The 22,589-nt window shown below is 29.3% G+C and carries 30 protein-coding genes; all 30 read left to right on the top strand.

The annotated features are described in order from the left end of the window. On the top strand, positions 1-423 hold a 423-nt coding region (locus H8S20_RS08265; protein ID WP_186859818.1), incomplete at its 5' end, for a Xaa-His dipeptidase. A 10-nt stretch (positions 424-433) separates the two neighbouring features. Continuing rightward, a complete protein-coding gene (locus tag H8S20_RS08260; protein WP_186859817.1) occupies positions 434-826 on the top strand; it encodes an HNH endonuclease in 393 nt (130 codons plus the stop codon). A gap of 132 nt (positions 827-958) precedes the next feature. Beyond that, complete coding sequence (locus tag H8S20_RS08255; RefSeq protein ID WP_186859816.1) at positions 959-1,420, top strand: P27 family phage terminase small subunit; 462 nt, start codon at positions 959-961, stop codon at positions 1,418-1,420. Beyond that, positions 1,420-3,099 carry a terminase large subunit gene (locus tag H8S20_RS08250; RefSeq protein ID WP_186859815.1) on the top strand — a complete coding sequence of 560 codons (1,680 nt, stop codon included), beginning with the start codon at positions 1,420-1,422 and terminating at the stop codon, positions 3,097-3,099. Before H8S20_RS08255 ends, H8S20_RS08250 begins: the two co-directional genes overlap by 1 nt. Positions 3,100-3,114: 15 nt before the next feature. Next, positions 3,115-4,362, top strand: coding sequence for a phage portal protein (locus tag H8S20_RS08245; RefSeq protein WP_186859814.1), 1,248 nt, complete (start codon positions 3,115-3,117; stop codon positions 4,360-4,362). Beyond that, positions 4,340-4,942, top strand: coding sequence for an HK97 family phage prohead protease (locus tag H8S20_RS08240; RefSeq protein ID WP_186859813.1), 603 nt, complete (start codon positions 4,340-4,342; stop codon positions 4,940-4,942). The genes H8S20_RS08245 and H8S20_RS08240 overlap by 23 nt, the downstream gene beginning before the upstream one ends. Before the next feature lie 44 nt (positions 4,943-4,986). After that, positions 4,987-6,162, top strand: a complete 1,176-nt coding sequence (locus tag H8S20_RS08235) for a phage major capsid protein (protein ID WP_243177571.1) — start codon at positions 4,987-4,989, stop codon at positions 6,160-6,162. A gap of 115 nt (positions 6,163-6,277) precedes the next feature. Further along, positions 6,278-6,559, top strand: coding sequence for a head-tail connector protein (locus H8S20_RS08230; protein WP_186859812.1), 282 nt, complete (start codon positions 6,278-6,280; stop codon positions 6,557-6,559). A gap of 11 nt (positions 6,560-6,570) precedes the next feature. Beyond that, positions 6,571-6,915, top strand: coding sequence for a phage head closure protein (locus tag H8S20_RS08225; RefSeq protein WP_186859811.1), 345 nt, complete (start codon positions 6,571-6,573; stop codon positions 6,913-6,915). Continuing rightward, positions 6,915-7,343, top strand: a complete 429-nt coding sequence (locus H8S20_RS08220; RefSeq protein ID WP_186859810.1) for an HK97-gp10 family putative phage morphogenesis protein — start codon at positions 6,915-6,917, stop codon at positions 7,341-7,343. The genes H8S20_RS08225 and H8S20_RS08220 overlap by 1 nt, the downstream gene beginning before the upstream one ends. 8 nt (positions 7,344-7,351) lie before the next feature. Further along, positions 7,352-7,684: a hypothetical protein gene (locus H8S20_RS08215; RefSeq protein WP_186859809.1), complete on the top strand. Its 333-nt coding sequence runs from the start codon at positions 7,352-7,354 to the stop codon at positions 7,682-7,684. A gap of 37 nt (positions 7,685-7,721) precedes the next feature. Then, entirely contained in the window at positions 7,722-8,033 is a 312-nt protein-coding gene (locus H8S20_RS08210) for a hypothetical protein (protein WP_186859808.1), read from the top strand. Positions 8,034-8,079: 46 nt separating this feature from the next. Next, positions 8,080-8,646: a major tail protein gene (locus H8S20_RS08205; RefSeq protein ID WP_186859807.1), complete on the top strand. Its 567-nt coding sequence runs from the start codon at positions 8,080-8,082 to the stop codon at positions 8,644-8,646. A 45-nt stretch (positions 8,647-8,691) separates the two neighbouring features. Further along, positions 8,692-9,036, top strand: coding sequence for a hypothetical protein (locus tag H8S20_RS08200; protein ID WP_186859806.1), 345 nt, complete (start codon positions 8,692-8,694; stop codon positions 9,034-9,036). A 29-nt stretch (positions 9,037-9,065) separates the two neighbouring features. Then, complete coding sequence (locus H8S20_RS08195; RefSeq protein ID WP_186859805.1) at positions 9,066-9,230, top strand: hypothetical protein; 165 nt, start codon at positions 9,066-9,068, stop codon at positions 9,228-9,230. An 18-nt stretch (positions 9,231-9,248) separates the two neighbouring features. Beyond that, positions 9,249-11,543 carry a phage tail tape measure protein gene (locus H8S20_RS08190; protein ID WP_186859804.1) on the top strand — a complete coding sequence of 765 codons (2,295 nt, stop codon included), beginning with the start codon at positions 9,249-9,251 and terminating at the stop codon, positions 11,541-11,543. Then, complete coding sequence (locus H8S20_RS08185; protein WP_186859803.1) at positions 11,536-12,240, top strand: distal tail protein Dit; 705 nt, start codon at positions 11,536-11,538, stop codon at positions 12,238-12,240. Before H8S20_RS08190 ends, H8S20_RS08185 begins: the two co-directional genes overlap by 8 nt. 13 nt (positions 12,241-12,253) lie before the next feature. Further along, the gene (locus tag H8S20_RS08180) at positions 12,254-14,752 is read left to right on the top strand and encodes a phage tail spike protein (protein ID WP_186859802.1); all 2,499 of its coding nucleotides are present in this window, start codon (positions 12,254-12,256) and stop codon (positions 14,750-14,752) included. Then, positions 14,733-16,808, top strand: a complete 2,076-nt coding sequence (locus H8S20_RS08175; RefSeq protein ID WP_186859801.1) for a BppU family phage baseplate upper protein — start codon at positions 14,733-14,735, stop codon at positions 16,806-16,808. Before H8S20_RS08180 ends, H8S20_RS08175 begins: the two co-directional genes overlap by 20 nt. Before the next feature lie 590 nt (positions 16,809-17,398). Next, positions 17,399-17,659 carry an iduronate sulfatase gene (locus tag H8S20_RS08170; protein WP_186859800.1) on the top strand — a complete coding sequence of 87 codons (261 nt, stop codon included), beginning with the start codon at positions 17,399-17,401 and terminating at the stop codon, positions 17,657-17,659. A 2-nt stretch (positions 17,660-17,661) separates the two neighbouring features. Beyond that, entirely contained in the window at positions 17,662-17,922 is a 261-nt protein-coding gene (locus tag H8S20_RS08165; protein WP_186859799.1) for a phage holin family protein, read from the top strand. A gap of 65 nt (positions 17,923-17,987) precedes the next feature. Further along, the gene (locus H8S20_RS08160; protein WP_186859798.1) at positions 17,988-18,971 is read left to right on the top strand and encodes a peptidoglycan recognition protein family protein; all 984 of its coding nucleotides are present in this window, start codon (positions 17,988-17,990) and stop codon (positions 18,969-18,971) included. 451 nt (positions 18,972-19,422) lie between these two features. After that, complete coding sequence (locus H8S20_RS08155; RefSeq protein WP_186859797.1) at positions 19,423-19,542, top strand: LPXTG cell wall anchor domain-containing protein; 120 nt, start codon at positions 19,423-19,425, stop codon at positions 19,540-19,542. A gap of 32 nt (positions 19,543-19,574) precedes the next feature. Then, the gene (locus H8S20_RS08150; RefSeq protein ID WP_186859796.1) at positions 19,575-19,778 is read left to right on the top strand and encodes a hypothetical protein; all 204 of its coding nucleotides are present in this window, start codon (positions 19,575-19,577) and stop codon (positions 19,776-19,778) included. An 82-nt stretch (positions 19,779-19,860) separates the two neighbouring features. Continuing rightward, on the top strand, positions 19,861-20,169 hold the full coding sequence (locus tag H8S20_RS08145; protein WP_186859795.1) for a hypothetical protein: 309 nt from the start codon (positions 19,861-19,863) through the stop codon (positions 20,167-20,169). A gap of 67 nt (positions 20,170-20,236) precedes the next feature. Beyond that, positions 20,237-20,479, top strand: a complete 243-nt coding sequence (locus tag H8S20_RS08140; RefSeq protein WP_186859794.1) for a hypothetical protein — start codon at positions 20,237-20,239, stop codon at positions 20,477-20,479. A gap of 463 nt (positions 20,480-20,942) precedes the next feature. Further along, a complete protein-coding gene (locus H8S20_RS08135) occupies positions 20,943-21,098 on the top strand; it encodes a spore coat associated protein CotJA (RefSeq protein WP_186859793.1) in 156 nt (51 codons plus the stop codon). Between the two features lie 20 nt (positions 21,099-21,118). Then, complete coding sequence (locus H8S20_RS08130; protein ID WP_186859792.1) at positions 21,119-21,367, top strand: spore coat protein CotJB; 249 nt, start codon at positions 21,119-21,121, stop codon at positions 21,365-21,367. A 14-nt stretch (positions 21,368-21,381) separates the two neighbouring features. Then, on the top strand, positions 21,382-22,032 hold the full coding sequence (locus H8S20_RS08125) for a manganese catalase family protein (protein ID WP_186859791.1): 651 nt from the start codon (positions 21,382-21,384) through the stop codon (positions 22,030-22,032). Positions 22,033-22,248: 216 nt separating this feature from the next. Continuing rightward, positions 22,249-22,569: a hypothetical protein gene (locus H8S20_RS08120; RefSeq protein ID WP_186859790.1), complete on the top strand. Its 321-nt coding sequence runs from the start codon at positions 22,249-22,251 to the stop codon at positions 22,567-22,569. Positions 22,570-22,589: the final 20 nt, after the last annotated feature.

Raw genomic sequence — 22,589 nt, 5'->3', positions numbered from 1 at the left:
CTTAAGGACGGTTGCAAGGATAAAGAAATCATAGAGTTTTTAGGGATATCAAGAAGTGCATGGAAGGCCAAAAAAAATAATAATTCCAAACTTAAGCAGGCAATAGATGAAGTTAAGGAAGCAAGAAATGAACAAGTAGAAGATGCCTTGTTTAAATGTTGCACTGGATATCATTACTATGAAGAAGTTGCAACCAAAGTAAAAGAAGAGATTCAAGGTGATGATGGTATTGTTCTTGTAAAGGAAGATGTTAAGATATCTAAAGTTAAGAAGTTTGCTAGACCAGATGTGGTGGCTCAAAAGTATTGGTTAAATAATAGAAAGAAAGCATCATGGAAAGATGATCCTAACAAAGTAGAGAATGATAAGAAGGCATTAAAGTTAAAAGAAAAGGAGGTAAACTCTAGGATTATAGAAGTTTAAAGCATAGATAATGGCTAGATTAAAGAGTTGTATGTATTGTGGGAGAGTTCATGATACAAAGTTTAAATGTAAGGAAAGAGCTAGGAGAGTTACTTATAATAAATCTAGAGCAGGAGATCTAAGAAACACTTATAGATGGAGAAAGAAAAGAGAAGATATAAAGGATAGGGATAATCGTCTATGTCAAGTGTGCATTAGAAAAGATTATTTTAATCCAACTGGGCAGTATGAGTTTAAGAAACTACAAGTACATCACATTGAATCATACAAAGAAAATGAAGAGCTATTCTATGATGATGATAACTTGATAACATTATGCATCTATCATCATGAGAGAGCAGAAGATGGAAGTATAGAAAAGTCATATTTAAAGGAAATAGCTAGACATAATAATGATAGGTAGCCCCCGGGTATTTCGTAATTATCCACACAAGGCAACCGACAGTTACTAGTCCTGAGCAGAAGAAAAAAATTCTGTAAAATGAAATGTTTTTGAGGTCGAAATATATTTTAAAAATTTAGGAGGTGTTTAGTTTTGGCGAGACCATGTAAATCAGCCAAAGTACTAACTGAATGTTCACAAACAAAAGAAGAAATTTATGAGAGAGTTCAGAAAGAGGACTTAATAAGAGGTAAAGCAGATAAGTTAAAGCCATCAATGGAATTAACAGAAAGTCAACTTTATCTCTTTAATTTTATCGTTGGAGAGCTTAAAGCAAGTGAAATATTAAGTAACTTAGATATATTCTTACTTACTAAAGCAGCAATAGCAATAGATAGACTTAACTATATAGAAAGTATAGTCAATAAGAATCCAAAGGCATTATTTAATAAAGAGATAATGTCTAAAAAAGATAGTTATGATAAAGATTTCTATAGATGTTGCAACGAATTATGTCTATCACCACAAAGTAGAGCAAAGATAGCTAATATTAATATAAATACAAAGAATGCTGAAGAAGATGCTGTAATTAAAGCTATCAAAGGAGGGGAATAATGTTTTTATTTGATAGAGCTATCCAATATGCAGAAAGAGTTGTAGCTGGTAAAGAAATAACAACAAAGGAAGTAATGATTCAATGCAAGTGGTTCTTAGCAGATTTAAAAAGGCAAGATAATGAGGAGTTTGAATTTTATTTCGACAAAGATAAGCTTAAGATCATAAACAATCTATTAAAGTTATTTAATTTTGCTACTGGCTTTGTTGCTGGAAAGCAAGTGTTAGAAAATTTAGCAGATTTTCAATGCTTTTTCTTAGCTAATATTTTTGGATGGAGATTTAAAGATAATCCAGATAAGTTTAGATATAACGATATTACTTTATATATATCTAGAAAGAATGCTAAGACTGCTCTGGTTGGTTTAGTATTTTTATTATTAATGCTAACAGAACAAGATTATTCAGAGTTTTATAGTATTTGTTTAACTAGGGAATTAGCAGCTGAAATTAGAAAGTCTATGGTACAGATATTAGATGCAAGTCCATTAATATCAAAACATTTTACTTGGTCTAAGATTAAGACAGGAAGAATCGAATGTAAGATTACTAAAAGTTTCTTTGAACCTAGAACAGCAGAGAGTGGCAAGAACAATTCTATTAGACCATCGGCATTTGTAAGTGATGAACATGCAAACTTTAGTGACAATAGCAATTTTACTGCTATGAAGTCAGGGCAAAGAAATGTAATTAATCCATTAGTTTTTAGAACGACTACAGCCTATGCTATAGATAATTCCATAATGCAACCAGATTTAGATTATATGAGAAAAGTATTTGATGGACTAATAAAAAATGAAAGACAATTTGCATTGTTATACTATGCTGATTCAGAACATCTTTGGGATGACATTGGAATGTATCAAGCTAATCCATTAAGAATAGAGGAAAATTATAAGAGTATCAGAGAAGATAGGGAAAGAGCCAAGGAGCAAGAGAATTTAGTTGAAGAGTATTTAACAAAGAGCATGAATCATTTTATGCCAGCTAATAGTGGAGAAGCATTTATCAATATTGAACAATTGAAACCTTGTAGTATAAAACAGTTTAATTGGGAAGGTAGAGATGTATATATTGGTGTTGATTTAGCAGAAACAGATGATAATACAGCAGTATCTATGTTAGCTTATGATGATGGAAAGATAATAGCTAAAAGCTGGGCCTTTATACCAAAGGAAAGAATAACTATTAAATCTCAAAAAGAAGATATTAATTATATGGAGCAAATAGGCAAGAAAAATTGTTTTGCTTGTGGTGATGAAGTAATTGATTATGGATTTGTTGAAGATTTTATTTTAAAACTTGAAAAAGAGTATAAGGTTAATATAGTTAAACTTGGATATGATAGAAGAAATGCTTTATCATCAGCACAAAAATTAGAAGCAAAGGGAATAGAATGTGTTGAGGTAGTTCAGCATAGTAGGATACTTCATGCACCAATTAAGTTACTAAAAGAATCCATATTAAATAAGAAGTTTAATTATGATGAGAATCTCCTTTTAGAAATTAATTTTGTAAATGCTAGGCAAACAGAAGATACAAATTTGAATAAGTATCTTAATAAAAAGAAAAGTAAAGGGAAAATAGATTTAGTAATGAGTATAGTGGATGCATTATATTTATTACAAGAAGATATTTTATTATCGGAAGATGATGGTTTTACTATACAAGTTATATAGAAAGTTGGTAATAATATGAATTTGAAGTTTTGGAAAGGAAAAAAAGAAGAACGGTCAACCTTAGAGCAAGATGGTACTGGGCTAAAAGATTTATTATTAGCAGCAGGATTGATTGAGGATAATATAACTAGAACAGAAGCTTTAAATATACCTACTTTAGCAGGATGTGTTGAATTGATATCATCAATAGTAGCCAGCATACCTATAAAATTATATAAAGAAGTTGATGGGAATGTTGAAGAAGTAAAGGATGATATAAGAATTAAATTATTAAATGAAGAAACTGGAGATACATTGACTGCTTTTGAAATGAAAAAGGCGATGGTAATAGATTACTTGTTGATGGGGAATGGATATAGTTATATAAATAAAGAAAAAGGAAAGTTTGCTAGTTTACATTATATTAAAGAAAGTGATATTGATATAAATAAAAATGTAGATCCTATTTTTAAAAATTATGATGTTTTAATTGGTGGTAATACATATAAACCATATAATTTTATAAGGTTACTAAGACATAGCGATAATGGAGCTGATGGATATGGAATTATAGAAGAAAATTCAATTTTATTATCAGTTGTATACAATTCGCTTAAGTATGAGAATATATTAAGCAAAACTGGAGGGAATAAGAAAGGATTTATTGAATCAGAAAAAACGCTTTCTAAAGAATCTATTACTGAACTAAAAGAGCAATGGAAGAATATGTACTCTGGGAATTCTGAAAATTGTGTAGTTCTAAATAAAGGATTAAATTTCAAGGAAAGTCAAGCTACTCCAACAGAAATGCAAATGAATGAAAATAAGTTAGCTAATGGTTCTGAAATATGCAAAATACTTAATATACCACCGAGTATAATAACTGGTGATGGAAAAGCTAATGAAGGCGATTTTGATAAGATGTTTAAAATGGCTATCATACCAATTTTAAATGGTTTAATATCTAGTACAAACAGAGACTTACTTCTAGAAAAAGAGAAGGAGTCTTTTTATTTTGGATATGATGCCAATGAACTGTTAAAAGGAGATATAGAGAAGCGATTTAAAGCTTACGAAATAGCAATCAAAAATAAAATAATGGGAATAAATGAAGTTAGATATAAGGAGGATTTACCACCAGAGGAGTTATTTGAAGATACTATCTTACTAAACTTAAGTGATGTATTATATAATACAAAAACTGGGAAGGTATATACTCCAAATACTGATAAAGTATCAAATTTGAAGGGAGGTGAAAGTAATGAGAATAGAAATTCGCAATAACAGTGTAATCCTTGATGGTTATGTAAATGCTGTTGATAGAGAAAGTAAGCCTATTCCTTCTGTGAAAGGTAGGTTTGTAGAAAAAATAAAGCCTGGAGCATTTCAAAGAAGCTTGGAAAGAAGAGCTAATGTTGATTTATTATTAAATCATAATGATAAGAGAAAACTTGGTTCTACTGAAGAAGGAAATCTTGAATTATTTGAGGATAATATAGGATTAAGAGCAATATGTACGATTACTGATTCAGAAGTAATAGAGAAGGCTAAAAACAATCAATTAAGAGGCTGGAGTTTTGGGTTTTATGCTGAAAAGGACCATTGGGAAACATCGGAAAATGGTTATGAAAAAAGAACAGTAGAAGAGTTAGATTTATTTGAAGTAACTATAGTAGATAACACAAGAAATCCAGCATATTCAGCTACATCTATTGAAATGAGAGATGATAAAGAGATATTAACAGAAAATAGGGTAATTGATTTTAAAGCTATAATTGTAGATGAATCTAAAAATAAAGAAGAAAGAACAAATATTGATTATAGCAAGTATGAAAATGAAATAGAAAGTTTTAAAAAGTCTTAAAACAAGGCTTTTTTATTTTGCTTAAAATTAAGGAGGAAAAGAATATGATAAGAAAAAGGATGCCAGAATTTAGAACTTTAGCTGAAGAAAAAGGATTAGAGGAACAAAGAGCAGATTTGTTAAATGAAATGAATGGAATAGTAAAAGGAGCTAAAGCAGAAACAAGAACATTGACAGATGAAGAGGAAACTAGGTTTGAAGCAATTAAATCAGAGATCAAAAAGATAGATAAGACATTGGCGGCAATAGAAGAGGAAAGAGCTTTAAATAATAAGGAACAAAGAAACAAAGAAACTGCTAAAGAAAAAGAAGAGAGAACTTTTGAAGCTTTTATTAGAGGGCAAGTAAGTGAGACACGTTCAGGAGAGCAAAATGTTACTATTGGGAATAATGGAGCTATTATTCCTGTTACTATAGCGAATAGAATTATAAAAGAGGTAAAGGATATTTCGCCTATTTTATCAAGAGCAACTTTATATAGTGTAAAGGGAACACTTAAAATTCCTGTGTGGTCAAAAGCTAATACAACACACGATATAACAGTTGGATATCAAGAAGAGTTTACAGAACTTACAGCAGATGCAGGAAAGTTTACAAGTGTAGATTTAAGTGGATATTTAGCAGGAGCATTATCACTTATAGGGAAATCAGTTATAACTAATTCACAAGTTGATGTAGTAAGTTTTGTAGTTTCTGAAATGGCTCAAAAAATAGCTGCATTTTTAGAAGGGGAATTGTTAAATGGAAGTGGTTCTAGCGCAGCACAAGGAATAACTGCTACATCAAATATTAAAAAAGTTGCGGCTACAGATGCTATAAAAGCAGATGAATTAATTGATCTACAAGCACAAGTAAAACAAGTATATCAGCAAAACGCTTGCTGGATAATGAATAGTTCTACATTTACTGCAATAAAAAAACTTAAAGACAATAATAATAGATATCTATTACAAGATGATATAACAGGAGAATTCCCATATAGATTATTAGGCAAGCCAGTATTTTTATCTGATAACATGGCAACTATGACAAATGATGCAAAAGTAATAGTTTATGGGGATTTAAAAGCTCTATCAGTAAATTTTAGAGAAAATATAGAAATTCAAATCTTAAAAGAAAAATATGCTACTCAACATGCTATTGGAGTTGTATCTTGGTTTGAATTTGATTCAAAAGTAACTGATAATCAGAAGGTTGCTGTTTTAGAAATGGCTTCATAGCTTTAATTAATTTAAAGTTTCATTAATAGTTTCAAGAAAAAGTTTTGGAGTATAAAAAGTACATACTCCAAAACTTTTATTAAAGCCATATAAGAAGAAAAGAGGGTGAAACTTAATGAAGTTTAGTGAAATAACAGTAGAAGATATTAAAGAGTATTGTAATGCATACGATGAAGATACTAAAAATTTAACTATAATATTAGCTGCTTCAAAAGGATATATAAAGTCATATACAGGACGAACAGTAGAGGATTTGGACAAATACGAAGAGATAGCTATAGCTAGCATGATATTATGTAATGAAATGTTCGAAAATAGAATGTTTAGCGTTGAAAATGATAAAGTTAATACGGTTGTTCAATCAATTTTAGATATGCATTCATTCAATCTATTATAGGAGGAAGTTATATGAGATTAAAAATTAATCCAGGAGAATTTAGACATCCTATAATAATTGAAAGATGTTCCAATAATGAAAAAGAAGTTGATGATGATAATATACCTATTAAGAGATGGGAAGTACTCATCAAACCTAGAGCAAAGATAACTAATACAACTGGTAAGGAGTTTATAGCCTTATTAGGAGAAACATCAAAGGTTACAACTAAGTTTACAATTAGAGCTCCAAGAAAAATTAAGATTTCTAAAAAAGATAGAATTCTTCATAAAGGTATATATTACAATATAAAACATTTAAATAATATTATGGAGCTTGATATACTATTAGAAATAATAGGAGAGGTAATAGAGTAATGGCAATGGAAGTTAGTGGTTTTGATGATTTATTTGGAACTCTTGAATTATTAGGTAATGTAGGTAATAAGGTTGGAAAGAAAGCCGTAAAAGCTGGACTAGATGAGATGCTAGACCAAATGAAGAAAGATGCTCCCAAAGATACAGGAGATAGTGCAGAGCATTTAGATATTACAAGGTTAAAGCAATATAAAGGTGGAAGTGTTTGGGGTGCTTGTGGAATTAGCTCTAATAATTGGGAGGAAACTAAAGCTCTTTGGTTTCAGCACTTTGGATATGAAAACAAAGGTGCTAGAGGAAGGTTTAAAGGCAGAATAGTTAGAGCAAATGTTGGGTGGATGACAGATAGTTTTGAAAAATCTAATAAAAAAGCTGAAGCTATTCTTGAAAAGACCGTAGCAGATGAAATAGATAGAATATTAAAGTAGGTGATAATGTGAGTAAGTATATTGCAGAAATACTAAGAGGAATGGGAATACCTAGTTATTATTTAAAACGGCCACAAGATATTGAAGAATGTATTGTATATTCATTCAATGAGTATAAAGGGCATATGGCAGATAATACAGAAGAAACTATAAAGTATGATTGCTATTTTAATATTATGATTAGCAGTAACATTTCTAGCACAATAAATAAAATGAAAAGTATATTAGAAAGCAATGGATTCAGAAAAATAGTTATAAATTCACCTATGATCATAGAAGGTGTAGATTTGTATCAAATAACTATGAATTTTCAAAAGTATATGGCAAAAAATACTATATAACTATATAATTTAAACAAAGGAATTATATAGAGGTGATATGATGCAGTGGTATTATATGAAATGTCCTAGATGTAAAGGGCATAACACATATAGAAAAATAAATTATAAACAATTTATAAAAAGGTTTGCTATACTTACTATTTTAGTAATAATATTTACTATTTTATCAATTCTATATCTATGGCCCGCTATAATTTTAGTGCCTTTAGTTATTTTTGGAGCTCTTTGGAGTTGTTTAATAGGCAAAAAGGATAGGACGGTAACATTTAAGTGTAGACATTGTAAGAAAATATTTGAAGTACCAAACTATAATAATAGACAAGTAATTAAATCAATATATGGAGATTAGAAGTTCTTTTTTAGGACTTCTTTTTATTTTAGAAAGGAATGATATTATGGCAAGAGAATTAGGAATAAGAAATGTAACTATATTTCCTATGACAGCAGATAGTCCCGATGTAACATATGATGCAGCAGTACCATTAAAGTGGGCAGTATCACTTGAAACAAAAAATAATTATTCAGAAAAAGAATATAAGGCTGATATGCAGATTGAGAAATCTTCAAAAAGGCTAGATAGTGTAGAAGTAACATTAGAACTTTCCTCTAATACACCACCATCAGTAGATGCAAAAATAACAGGAGCAACATATAAAAATTGCAAAAGGGTAACTACAGTTGGACTAACACCACTTGCAATAGCATTAGCTTATGAAATAGTTATGGATGATGATACTGTTAGAAGAAGAGTGCTATATAATGTTGGTTTATCTAGAGATGAGCAGAAAAATGACGTTGAAAGTGATGGGGAAACGTACATTTATAGTGGTAAAGCAATTCCATTACCAACAACAGGGGAAGTAGATTTATTGATGGATCAAAAAGAAGTTAATGCTAGTGAAGATGAAGGCGTTAAAACAGAATTTAAGAACTTCTTCACTGCACCAGTATTTAACAAATAATTATTCAAGCGCATATTAATTTATGCGCTTTTTATGAGGTGAAATATGAAAAGTATAACGTTAAATAAAAAGAAAATAGTGGAGCTAAATATTGGAGGAATTGAATGCATAGCAACATTAGATACATTAGCTATAAATCACTTTCAAATAACTAACAATATCGGATTATTAAAGGCTATGAAGAAAATGAAAAATAAAGATTTAAATATCATATATAAACTGTTGTGTAGTTTAATAAGAGAAAAGGAAAGTAACAAAATTCTTGGGTATGAGTTCTTTAAAGATTATGATGATTTAGATGTGATAGAGCAACTTATGCCTGTAATAGATGAAATTTTTCCAGATAACCTTCCAGAAGCAAAAAAAAAGAAGAAACCAAGGAAGAGATAGACGAAATTGATATAGATTATGCATACTTTTTGGCTAGAACTATATTAAAATGGAGCGATGCTGACTTTTGGGATAGTAGCCTAAGATTTTTATATAAACAGTTAGATATTTATGAAGAAAGTAACAAACCTAAAAAAGAGAAAAATACAATAGCAACAAAGGAAGAGAGCAAAAAGTATAAGGTTTTAAAATAACCTAGAATGGAGGTTATTATGGGAGAGAAGAAGCTAGAAGTAAAATTGGCCCTAAAGGGTGGAACATATCAACAGCAAGTTAATTCTATAGTTAAAGATACAAAGTTATTAGAATCTAATTTTCAAAAAGCAGCTGCAGGTTCAAAAGACTTTGATAAAACTTTAGAAGGGCAAGTAGCAAGATTAAAGTTAATAAGTGGCCAATATGAGAATTCCCGAAAGAAGCTAGATGTATACTCTACTCAATTAAAAAAATGTGAAAGTGTTTTAGATGATGCAACTAAAGCCTTTTCAGAACAGGAAAAAGAAGTACAATCCCTTAAAGCACAGATAGATGATTACACTAAAGCTTATGGGCCAACATCAGATGCAGTAAAAAAATTAGAGAAGGAGTTATCGGCATCGGAAAAGGCTCTAGAAAGTAAAAGAAAGGCTGTTATAAATGCCGATAATTCATTAGTTAATATCAAAACGACTATAAATAAAACCGAGGCGGAATCTCAAAAATTTAAGACAGAACTAAATGAATTGAGTCAAGAAATTAAAGGGGCGGGTAGTACTGCTGAAGAAGCTTCTGATGGATTAAATAAAATGTCTGATAGTATGGAAGATGCAACTAACAAAGCAGAAGAAACTGGAGCTAGACTTAGTTTAATAGGTCAAGGCATGCAAGATATAGGAGATAAAGCAAGTGACACAGGTAAAGCTATGCTTGGAGTAGTTGGAGATTTAACTAAGGCAGGGTCTGAATATAGTGCTGAGGTTGCTGGAACAGATTTTCTAATGAAAAATTTAGATAAAACAGTTCAAGAAGCTATAGTAAGTAATTCAAAATTAGCGAAGGATATAGGACTTACAGAAAAGCAGTATAAGGATAGTGCTGTTTCGATAGCTACATATTATAAAAATATGGGATTTACAGCAGAAGAAAGTGTAAATTTAAGTGATAAAACAATGAATCTTGTTGCAGATCTTGCAGCAGTAACAGATATGCCATTTGATGATGCTATGGGAAGATTTAAATCAGGTCTTATGGGAAATTATGAAGCTTTAGATGCATTCGGGATAAATTTATCAGCTAGTACCCTTGAAAATAGTGAATTCGTCCAATCGTTAGGTAAGAGTTGGAATAAATTAAGCGATAATGAAAAAATGATGGCAGCTTATAATGAAATTGTTAGGCAAGGGTCAAGTGCATCTGGGTTAGCAGCACAAGAAGCAGAAGAATTTGGAATGAAATCTAAGTATTTAAACGAAAGAATCGATGAAGTTAAAGGAACTATAGGAGAAAAATTATTACCAGTATTAGAACCTTTAATTGAAAAAATAGTAAATGTAATAGAGAAAGTTGGTGAATGGATAGAAAAAAATCCAGAATTAACGAGATTGATATTAATAATTGTAGGAGCTTTAGGTGCATTATTAGCTATAATAGGGCCTATTATTAGTACTATTGGAACATTAACAATTGCTATGGGAGCGTTTAATGTTGCCACATTACCTATTACAGGAACTATATTGCTAGTTATTGGAGTTATTGCAGCACTTATAGCTATTGGAGTTGCTTTAATAGCTAAATGGGATGATATAACTGCTTGTTGGAGCAATTTTGTTACTTGGGCAGATAATTTATGGACAAATTTCAAAACAGATACAATAGAAAAGTTTATAGAAATAAAAGATAAAATTTCAAGTAGTATCTTGCAAGTACGAGATAACATTGTAAATAAATTTAATGAGATAAAGAGTAACGTATCTAACACTATAGATAATATTTTAAGTAAAATTACTAATTGGACAAGTAATGTTAAAAATACTGTGAAAACTGCATTTTCGAATGTCTATGATTTTATAACAAGTCCATTTAGAAGGGCTTGGAATTTCATAAGTGGCATAGGAGATAAAATTGTAGGTACAATAAGTAAACTTAATCCATTTAGATCACTTTCAGAGGTTGAGGAAACGCCAGTAACTTATGATAGATTTGATGGCATCGCAAAATCAGGTAGTTATTACAATGCAAACACTTATTCTAGCAGAGGGCTTAATGATTTATATAAAGCTACTAATAATTTAAATTCAAGTATGAATAAGCAAAATATTAATTTTAATTTTGATACTGATGGATTTGGGAACAAATTAGTAGACGCAATTATAACTGGCTTAAGTAATGTTATTATGGAAGTTGAATTAACTAATGAAATTGATGGTGAAGCTTTAATTAGTAAAACTACTAAAGGTGTTATATCTCAATTACCTAAAATAAGAAGTAACAGAAAAGTTTTAAATGGGGGAGGATTTAGACGTGTATAGAAAATTAAATATGATATTTAATAATGCCAGTTCACTTGAACTTGGAATTGATATAATAAAGCGTTATGATATACCATCTCCTAAAAAGAGAATTAAATCAATATCGGCTACAGGGAGAGATGGCAATGAATATGAAGAAGATGGATACGATGACATAGAAATAACATTAGACTTTAACTTTATAAGCGAAAATCCACATCAAGCCTTTAGAAGATGCAAAAGATGGTTTAATTGTATATTAGATAATAAGCTAATCTTTTCAGACAATCCAAATATTTTTTATAGAGTTAACTATGCAGTAGTAACTGAAAGTACAAGGGATGTAGGAATTGAATTTTTTACTGTTACTCTTAATTGTGAGCCATTTGCTTATGAAATGGAAGGCCAAAAGGAAATATTAATAAATAATGAAGCTGTAGTATATAATGCAGGAGATTTAGAAAGTAAGCCTATAATAAAAATACAAGGTGAAGGACTTGTAACCATAAAAATAAATGATGATACTATAAAGGCTAATGTAGGGCAAGAAATTATTATAGATAGTTATTTGGGATTAAGTTATAAAACAGATAAAACACCTCAAAATAATAATATTAAAGGCAGACATCCAAGACTTAAATTAGGAGAAAATACTATAAGTTATTCAGGTGGAAGAGTTGATAGTTTTATTATAATACCAAACTGGACTATTTATTAAGAGGAGGAATTAGATGATTGAAATTTATAACAAATCAAATAGTAATTTTGATTATAATGGAGATATGATATTAAAGCCTTCTCTTTGTGATCTTGAAGTAGAGCTTAATGGAATTATAGAAGTTACATTAGAACATCCCTATGATAAAGAGGGGCGATGGAAGTATATTGTTGAAGATAATATACTTAGAGTTCCATATCCTTGGAAGAAAGAGGGACAATTATTTTATATATATGATAAAGAAAAAGGTATGACTGGCGTAACGTGTAAGGCTAGACATATCTTTTTTGATTTAGCAAGTGAAATATTGATAGATTGTAGACCAACCAATGCTACTGGGCAAGAAGCCTTAAATAAAATATTAGAGGGGACTGGCTTTACAGGACATTCAAATATAATAACTAGAAATTCTGCTTATTACATTAGAAAACATATAGCAAATGAAGCTCTTATTTCAGATGATGAGAACTCATTTATAAATAGATGGGGTGGAGAACTTGATGTAGATAACTTTCATGTATACATGAATGAAAGAACTGGTGGGGAGTATGGGGTTACATTTAGATATGGGCAAGATTTAATAGATTTAAAAGAAAATTCTAATATTGATGGCATCATCACAAGAATACTACCAGTTGGATTTAATGGAATAACAATTCCAGAACATTATGTTGATTCACCGCTTATAAATAAGTACAGAAAAGTAAAGGCTGATGTAATTAAATTTGACCATATTAAAGTTAAAGAAAGTCCAGAAGATGAAGAAGGATATAATACATTAGAAGAAGCACAAGAAGCTTTGAGAGAAGCTTGTAAGCAGATGTTTGATGAAGGTATTGATAAGCTATTATATCAAATAGATGTAGAAGTAGCTAAGTTAGAGAATACATTAAAATATAAAGATTATAAGAATCTTTTAGAGGTTGGATTAGGAGATACTGTAGGGGTTGAACATATAGATATAGGAGTAAATATTAAAACTAGAGTTATTAAGTTTGTATATGATTGTATATCAGAGAAATTTAAAAATATAACTTTAGGAAATTATATTGAAAACTATATAGATACTCAAAATAATACAGATAATATTTTAAATAGAATACTAAATAATGATGGGACAGTAAATGCTATTGAAGTTGCTGGAGTATTAAATGCTATTAATGTAAAAATGAGAGCTATGAAGGATATAGCGCAGAAGCAAGACGTAAGAGCATTACTATGTGAGGATTTAGATCCAAACAGTCCGACTTATGGGGCTATGTGTTATGGAACTATGGGGTTCATGATAGCAAGTGAAAGAACATCAGATGGTCGAGATTGGAACTGGAGAACATTCGGAACTGGAAAAGGATTTTTTGCTGATTTAATCGTTGCTGGAACAATGTTAGCAGACAGGATACGTGGTGGAGTTCTAGAAAGTATTGATGGTAGTATTCAATTAGATTTAAGTGATACTTCAAAAGGAATTCAATTTAAACAGAATGGTAAAAAGGCTATAGATATTTTAGGACAAACTATAATGTTCTATGATTGGGATGGAGAAGGTAATCCAATAGGGCAAATGTATTCGGCTAGATTCAATAATAATGAGAATATGCCAGGCATTGTTTTAGCTAATAGGATTGGTAGCTATCTTTCGTTAGCATACGAAAAAGATGGGGAATTCTACTCATATATGAGATTTGATAAAGATAATATAGATAACTTTACAAGGGCACCTATTACTATATTTCTTGAAACAGAGTTTAGTGGTAGTCAATTATGGTTTGGATATGATGAAAATAGTATATATAAGTCATCAAATAATAATTTTGCATTTAAAACATTAAATGAATTTGTTGTAGTAGACAAACAAACATCTTATAAGAGAGTATGCAATTTAAGAGATAGAACATATTTTGCAGATGAGAAGGGGAACATTTATTTTGATGTAAAGCAAGGGAGCTTTACATTGTGGAATGGAAATAGACCTTATCTTTATAAAGAAAAGGATGTTGAACGAATTTGGTGCGATTATGGTTTGGTTGTAGATAAAAAGCTTCATACTAACGGTGATCTTACGGTACTAGGTAATAAAAACTGCGTTCAAAAAACTGAAAACTATGGAGATAGATTGTTCTATTGCGTCGAGGATTGCGAAAGTTATTTAACTGATAGAAGTATGGAGGTATTTACAGTAGAAAAAACTGATAAAAACACATATGAAAGAGTAATACTTTTAGATAATATTTTCAAAGAAGCAGTTAGAACTGATATAGACTATACAATTGAAATATTAAAGCAAGGATGGGGAGATTATAGAATTAAAGAGCAGACTCAAGATTATTTTATTGTGGAATCCGATAGAGAGGATTTTACCTTTAAATATGTCGTAACTGCAAAAAAGAGACACTTTGAAAATGAGAGATTAGAAGAGTTCTTTAATCCTGAAAACTATACTGATTTAGAAGATATATCTAATTATTCATTAGAAGAGCTTGGGGAGGTAGTTTGTGAACACGAAGATAATTAAACTAGATATAAATAGAAGATTATATGATAAGATCGTAGCGAAGCAAGATGATACTAAAAGTAGATTCTTGCTTTTTCAATTGCTCGATGGAGCTGTACCATTTAATTTAACTGATAGAAGTGTAAGAGTATATGGAGTTAAACCAGATGGAGCAGTTATATTTAATGATTTAACTGTAACGCATAGCACTACAGGATTTTGTTTACTTGAACTTACTAATCAAATGTTGGCTATAGCTGGAACAGTTAAATTAGAGCTTATGATAACAGAAGGGGATAAAAAGTTAACATCTATACCTTTTGAGATGGAAGTAATAAAGAAAATTAATTCTAATGCTGCAGTAGAAAGTTCAAATGAGTTTAGATCTTTATTAAATGCTTTGAAAGAAATTGATGATTGGAATAGAGAATTCGCTGATAAAAGTGGTAAATTAGAAGAATTATATACTCCCCGATTAAACGAACTTGGTTCGCAATTGGATACTAAAGCGAATCCTAATGTAGTTATAAATCAAAATATTTTAAACGATATTCCAGAAAGTTGTTTAAAACAATTTTTAAAAGCTATAAATTTAGGAAATTGTACTGTTGTATTTTGGGGAGATAGTATAACAGAATACGGGAATCCATTGTCTGAAGAAGGGACATATTTTAATTTGTTTTGTAAGAAGTTACAAGAAAGTTTTCCAAATGTAACTTTTAATTTTGTTAATTTAGGGTATGGTGGAAGAACTATTTTGCAAGCACAAGATAGTTCTTATATCTATAAAGATACGGGGAAGGTATGGAGAGAATTAGTTAAAGAAAAAGAGCCTGATTTATTATTTATTGCTTTTGGAATGAACCCGACTACTGCAAGAAAACATAAAGAGAGCATAACAAATTTAGATACCTTTATTAAAACATTTTCTAAAGTTCCAAGCGTTATTTTTCAATCTAATTGGCTACCTTGTAAAGAGTATACAGACAGCACTTTAAGATTAAATAATTCAAGGATAACAAGATATATGACAAAAAGTTTAGGCTATGGATTAATGGATATAGGGCGTAAGCATAAGGTTTTAAGAGATGGAGAAGATGAGAGAAAGCTTTTATCAACAGGAACAAGGTATATGAATGAATGGACTATATCTGGTGGATATTTTATGAATGAAAACTCTATAGCAGTTATTAGTCAAGATAAAGGTTATTGTAGGAAAAATATAGATTGTATTTTTGCAAAAATAAAAGTTAAAATGGAGAATTCAACAGGTAATATATCACAAGTAGATATAGGAAAATTATCAGTTCAGATCAATGAGGGAAATGTAAAATGCTATATAAATAATGGATTGTTTAAAACTCATAATATAGGTTTTGCAAATCAATATCCAACAATTGAAGCTATTGTTTATGAAGGAAAGTATATTGTTAAAGTTGAAGAAGTAGAGATTTTTAATAAAAATGAATTTGAATTTTTCGATAATATAAAGTTAGTTAATCTAGGATTCCAAGTTGGTAAAGGAAGTTTCAAAGAAGCTGAACTAGTTGAATTTATGCCATATAAATCACAAGCTATTTTAAATGATGAAGATTTATTAGGAGAATATATCTTTAACGAAAGTGGTTATTATCCAACACGATATCCGTATGGCGGGAATGGAGTTAATCATCCTACTAGTACAGGAATGTTTGTTATGTATGAAGAGTTTATCGATGGCTTAATTTTAAAAAGTAGGGAAAGTAATATCGGTTTAGAAAATAGAATTACTGAATTTTCAAAAGATGGAGATATTAATATTACTTTTAATGCTAATGCTAATTCTTATAAAATAAATATAATGCAGTTTAAAAATGGAAATCCTAGTGCATTAGCAGAATATATCGTTAATGTTGGAGGTCATACAAGAGCTTTAACTATAACTAAAACTTTTGATACAAAAATGAGTGGAAGTTTCGTTATTCCAACACCAACAGATGAAGGTAATGGAGTCTTGAAGATTACATTAGGAGAAAATTTAGTAACTAATGTAGTAAGAGTTGAAAGTTTTAGAAAGCTTCCTATTTTATTTAATTAGTTATTAATTGATTAAAAGTGCGCACAAAAAATAATAGATACAGATCATGGAGTCTTAAGCGTAAGCAGTATCTGTATCTATTATTATGTATTAGGGTATAGATGTAGAATAAACTACATCTTAGAGTTATGTAGAAAATTTTAAGTTACAATTATAGAATTACCAAATAAATTTTTAATATGCATGATTATAAAACAAAAAGAGCTTAAAAAATAAGCTCTTTTATAGGTAATAGACCTGTCTGGAATTAAATTATAAGATAAAAAATTTAATTTTTATGGAGCAATAAACTGATGCTTGAGTAGTTTTGCTTCAATAAATATTATTTACATTTCAATATAAATTATTCAATAAAAAAATAAGCTGTAGAAATCAAGTAATACTTGGGGTTCTACATCTTATTTTAATAATGTGAGTAATTTTAGAGTAGGTTGTTTGGATAAATAGATTTAGTATAGCAGCTTATTCCTATAAAAGAAGGATTTAAACAACTTATAAGATAGTATATTAAGAAGTTTAAAAATATATTAGTAAGCTAGATTTTTATAGTCTAGCTTATTTTAATACAAAAAATAAAAGGAAGGTGCAGTATGAATGAAATAACCACATTATTTAATAGCTTTGTTTTCCCAGTAGCTATGTGTATTTTATTAATTTGGTTCATGTATAAAAAGATATGGACAAGAATAGAGACAACATTAGATAGAGTTACAAAAACAAATGAGGAACTAAGTACAAGTAATAGGATATTAACAGAAAACTTAGTAAAGAAAGTAGAACATGTCGATACAAAAGTAAATTCTATGGAGAGTAAATTAGATAAAGTTTTAATAGAAAGAGGAGAGTGTTAATTATGGATTTAACTTTTTTAAATGAATTTTTAGTAGTTATAGTTTTAGCTTTTTGTTTAGGAGTAGGGTTTATTATTAAATACTCACTAGATTTTATAGATAATAAATACATACCATTAATTATGGGGATTGTAGGGGTAGCATTTAATATATTTGTTAATTCAGGAGCAGTAACTCCAGTTGTGATTGTTGGAGGACTTATAAGTGGACTTGCTTCAACTGGATTGTATGAGATGTTTAGAAACTTTATAAGTAAAGAATAATTATGAGGGCCGATAGGCTCTCTTTTTTCATAAAATAATAAATTAAAAGAAAGAAGGAATGTAAAATGAGTTTAGTAAAAAATTTAATACCAGAAAGCCAGTATTCAACAAAGTGCCCTTATTCAATGCAACCAAAGGGAATTTGTATTCATAATACTGCGAATGATGCTACAGCTATAAATGAAAGAAACTATATGGCTAGAGCGGATAATTTAAATGAAGTATCTTTTCATATAGTAATAGATGATAAAGAAGCTATACAATGTATTCCATTCAATAGAAATGCATGGCATGCAGGAGATGGAGGAAATGGACAGGGGAATAGAAATTATATAGCAGTAGAAATATGTTACTCTAAATCTGGTGGAGATAGATTTATAAAAGCAGAACAGAGAGCAGCAAAAGAAGTAGCAACATTATTAAAACAATACGGATGGATAATTAATAATGTAAAGAAACATCAAGATTTTAGCAATAAGTATTGTCCTCATAGAACGTTAGATATGGGATGGAAAAGGTTCTTAAATATGATTCAATCAGAATTAAATGCTTTAAATGAGACATCTACACAAACGCCACCAGCTAATTCAGTTGGGGGAATAAAGGTAGGAAGTAAAGTAAGAGTAATAGGGGCAAATTATGCAACAGGCGAAGTAGTACCAGGATGGGTTAAGAATAATACTTATACAGTGCAACAAGTAAATGGCAACAAGTGCTTATTAGGGGATATAGTTAGCTGGGTATATGCAAAAGACTTACAAGTGGTGTCAGTCGGGAATACAGCTCCTTCAACTCCGAAACCATCTAAGAGATACTTAAACTTAAAGTCACATATGCAAAGATGGGCAATATATAATGAAAAAGGACCATACACAACACCTTATAAGATAGGTGATTTAAAGCCTGCTATGTTTGGAGGATTAAGCTATGAAATACTAGGTAATCCTGCGACTGATGTTTATATAATTCAAACAAAAGATTATGGTAAGGTTGCAATATGGGCTCCAAGAGATAATGATTCATCAATAACAAATAATCCAATATATTAGAAAAAAGGCTAGGGTTCCGTAATTGGGGCTCTAGCCTTCTTTATCAAAAAACAAAAAAGCTTAGATATTTGCGGTATCTAAGCTTTTCTTATTACACCTTGAAAGGAGGTGCGTTAATGCCTAAGAAGTTTAAGCAATTAAATATTGAAATAAAAATTTTAGGCTTTTATTTCAAACTGAATTTAATTAAATAACAATTGATATATATATATACATATTATAACAAATGAATTGTATCCATACAATAGTAAACTAATATAAACCCTAGATAATTATTAATTTAATTATCTAGGGTTATTTTTTGCAGAAATTAAAGCCTAACTACATACTCATCTCTCCCAAGAGCTTTAACTTCTACACAGTTAGATTTTTTATTTAATATCAATATATTTACAAAATATGATATAATTAACGTATAAATTTATATACTTAAATCAAGGAGAGGATTTTTATGGAAAGTGTAACAGGAACATTAGTGGCTATTAAAATATCACCGTTATTTGTTGTAATAGGAATAATCTTTGTTATAGTATTAGGGTTATTATTATATATGAAAAAAAGAAATAAGTAATAGTATTATATTTTTCGTGTAGGAGGGGTAATATGAGAAAATGTTTAAGATGTGATGAAGTTATGGTTGAAGATTATATGCTTAAAACTGAAAACCTTACTGCCGTAGCATCAGTAGTATTAGCTAAAGGTGGAGGTATTTTTTCATCAAATACTAAAGGAAAGGTGAAGGCTGCTGTGTGTCCAAAGTGTGGAGAAATTTCAATATTTTTTGATGAATTAAATAAAATCAAGTAGTGAGTAATTTTAAAGTATTGAGTAAGTGTATTAAATTATTCGTTCAAAACATAATTAAATAATTAGTATTTGAGGTGATATTATGAGAATATGTCCAGAGTGTAAGAAAAAGTTAGGATTTGAAGAAATTTTAAAATCTCTATTTGATAAGAATAATTGTATTAAATGTAGTAACTGTAGTACTGACTTAACAATTAGAATTAAAGGAATAGCAAATGGAATTTCAGCTTTTTTGGGTATAATGACAGGTATATATTTATATAGGGTGTTAAACTATACATTTGGAACATTATTTAGTTTTATATTGACACTAGCAATAGTATTGATAGTAGAAATGCTATTAATGGTTGTTATAACTAGTATTATAGGTTTCAAAAAAAGAGATGAATAATCTTTAATATATTATGTAGTTGTATTGTATAACGCATTAATGAAATGTAAAATAAGGAGAGATTACTATGAAAAAGGTTATAGGGTGTTTACTTATAGGGTTATCATTTTTGACTACTGCGATAATAATTGCAATAGGGGAAATTTCAGTTACATTAAAAGAGGTTGCAAGTGGGAATTATAGTTGGTCAAATTCTTTTAATGAAGTATCTATATTGTCTTATATTGCAATAGTACTTACAGTTATCATAGGTATATATTTAATAAAAGATAATAATAGTAAGGAACAATCTTATGGAAGTGCGAAATAATTAAATAAGTGAAATTGCAAAAGGCTAGGGTTCCGTAATTGGAACTCTAGCCTTTTTGGTATTGGGGGATTATGTATAATAGAAAGACACTTTAGATTATGTGCATAAATAAAGATATTTATACACAAATAAAAAAGAGAGCTAAATACGAAATTAAAGTATTTGGCTCTCTTTTTTATGTAAAGGTTAAAGGTATATTAAGTAGTCATCTCTCCGAAGTTCTTTAACGGCTACATTATTAAATTTTAATAAGTCAATAAATTTATCAATAGTTTTTAAAGAAGTGAAAGCAAGCTTTAAGATTAATTTATTTTTAGTATTTCCGATTTTAATCCTAATATACATTTAAAATCTATTTATATATCAGCAAAATAAGTTTAGTAAAAAGGTGCTAATATATGTAACCTATTTATTGAATTCTACATATTATATAATAAAAAAACTTAAGAGGAGGATCAAAAAATTGAGTACTAAGGATAATTTAATAAGAAATAATAAATATGCTAAGGCATATATAGTACCCCAAAGGTATAGAAATTTACTTCCAGCTTATACTGCTTTAAAAATAGGAACAATTTTTAGAGATCTTTATAGACCTTATGTAGAAAGTGAAAAATAAATTATTATAGAGGTGATATTATGAATGAAAATGAATTGTTATATAAAATTATGAAATATATTTTTTATGCAGTAGAACTAAATTTATATTTAGATAACTTTCCAACGAATCAAGAAGCTATAGATGATTATAATGAAATTTCTAAGAAGATAGGCTTTTTAGTTTGTAAATATGAAAAGTGCTATGGACCATTAACTAACTTTGGCACTGCTTCAATTGAAAATCCTGAAAAGTGGACATCTAATCCATGGCCTTGGGAAAATAAATAAGGAGGGGTAACTTAATGTGGTATTATATTAAAACACTAGAATATCCAATAAATTTAAAATCTAAAGATTTAAAAATGGCGAAGTTTTTGATGTCTCAATACGGGGGACCAGATGGTGAATTAAGTGCAGCTCTTAGATATCAAAATCAACGTTATACAATGCCAACTGGAAAATCAAAAGCATTATTAACAGATATTGCTACAGAAGAGATGGCTCATGTTGAGATGATTGCGACTATGATATATCAATTAATGTCTAATGCTACTAAAGAAGAATTGGTTGAAGCTGATTTAGGTGGTCATTATACAGATCACGGTAGAGCTTTATATTATACTGATGCACAAGGAAATCCATGGACTGCAACCTATATTCAAGCTAAAGGTGATGTAGTTGCTGATCTTCATGAAGATATGGCTGCTGAACAAAAAGCAAGGGCAACTTACGAATGGTTAATTAATCTTACTGATGATCAGGATATAAAAGAAGTTTTACGTTTCTTAAGACAAAGAGAAGTTGTGCACTTCCAAAGATTTGGAGAGGCATTAATGGATGTACAAGATACGTGTAATAAAACTTATGACAAGGCTTATTATGAAGACGGTTTATATATTCCTAATAAAGATACAGTATATTATAATGATTCTTCAATTATAAAACCTAATTAAATAATTTAAACAATAGAAAAATTAATAAGATTAAATAGTAAGAACCTTCTGTTTAGTAAGAAAAATATAATAAACAGAGGGTGTTTTTCATAAAGTTAATAAAGTAAGTTAGAAAAAATTATTTCTCCATTACTTAATAAGTAAATTTGTATAAAGTGTTTAGATATTGGGGTAAAATATCTTAAGAGAACTTATATAATTAATGGAGGAATTAGAATGGTAAAAAAATGTTTTATTATAACTTTTCTAATTATAATATGTATATTTCCTGTTAATGTTAAAGCATATCAACCAATTAAATCTGATATTTATAAACAAGGAATATATGATATAGAAAATTTAAAAGAATATAGTGCTTCAATCGAGTTATTAACAGATACAAAAACATCCGTATTACTATTAGATCAAAATAAAGAGCTTTTAGCATATTTAAAACTTCCATACAAACAAAAAATTATTCTTAATAATTTAGGGGACAAAGCAACAATTGGTATTATTGGTACAGGCGAAGTAGCTATAATATATGAAAATAATTAATAATTACAATTATCCATATT

It is taken from the genome of Clostridium hominis (assembly GCF_014287825.1).
In the GTDB taxonomy this organism is placed as follows: Bacteria; Bacillota; Clostridia; order Clostridiales; family Clostridiaceae; genus Clostridium; species Clostridium hominis.
Note: the sequence above shows the minus strand (reverse complement) of the source record. Positions and strands in the feature narration are given on the sequence as shown.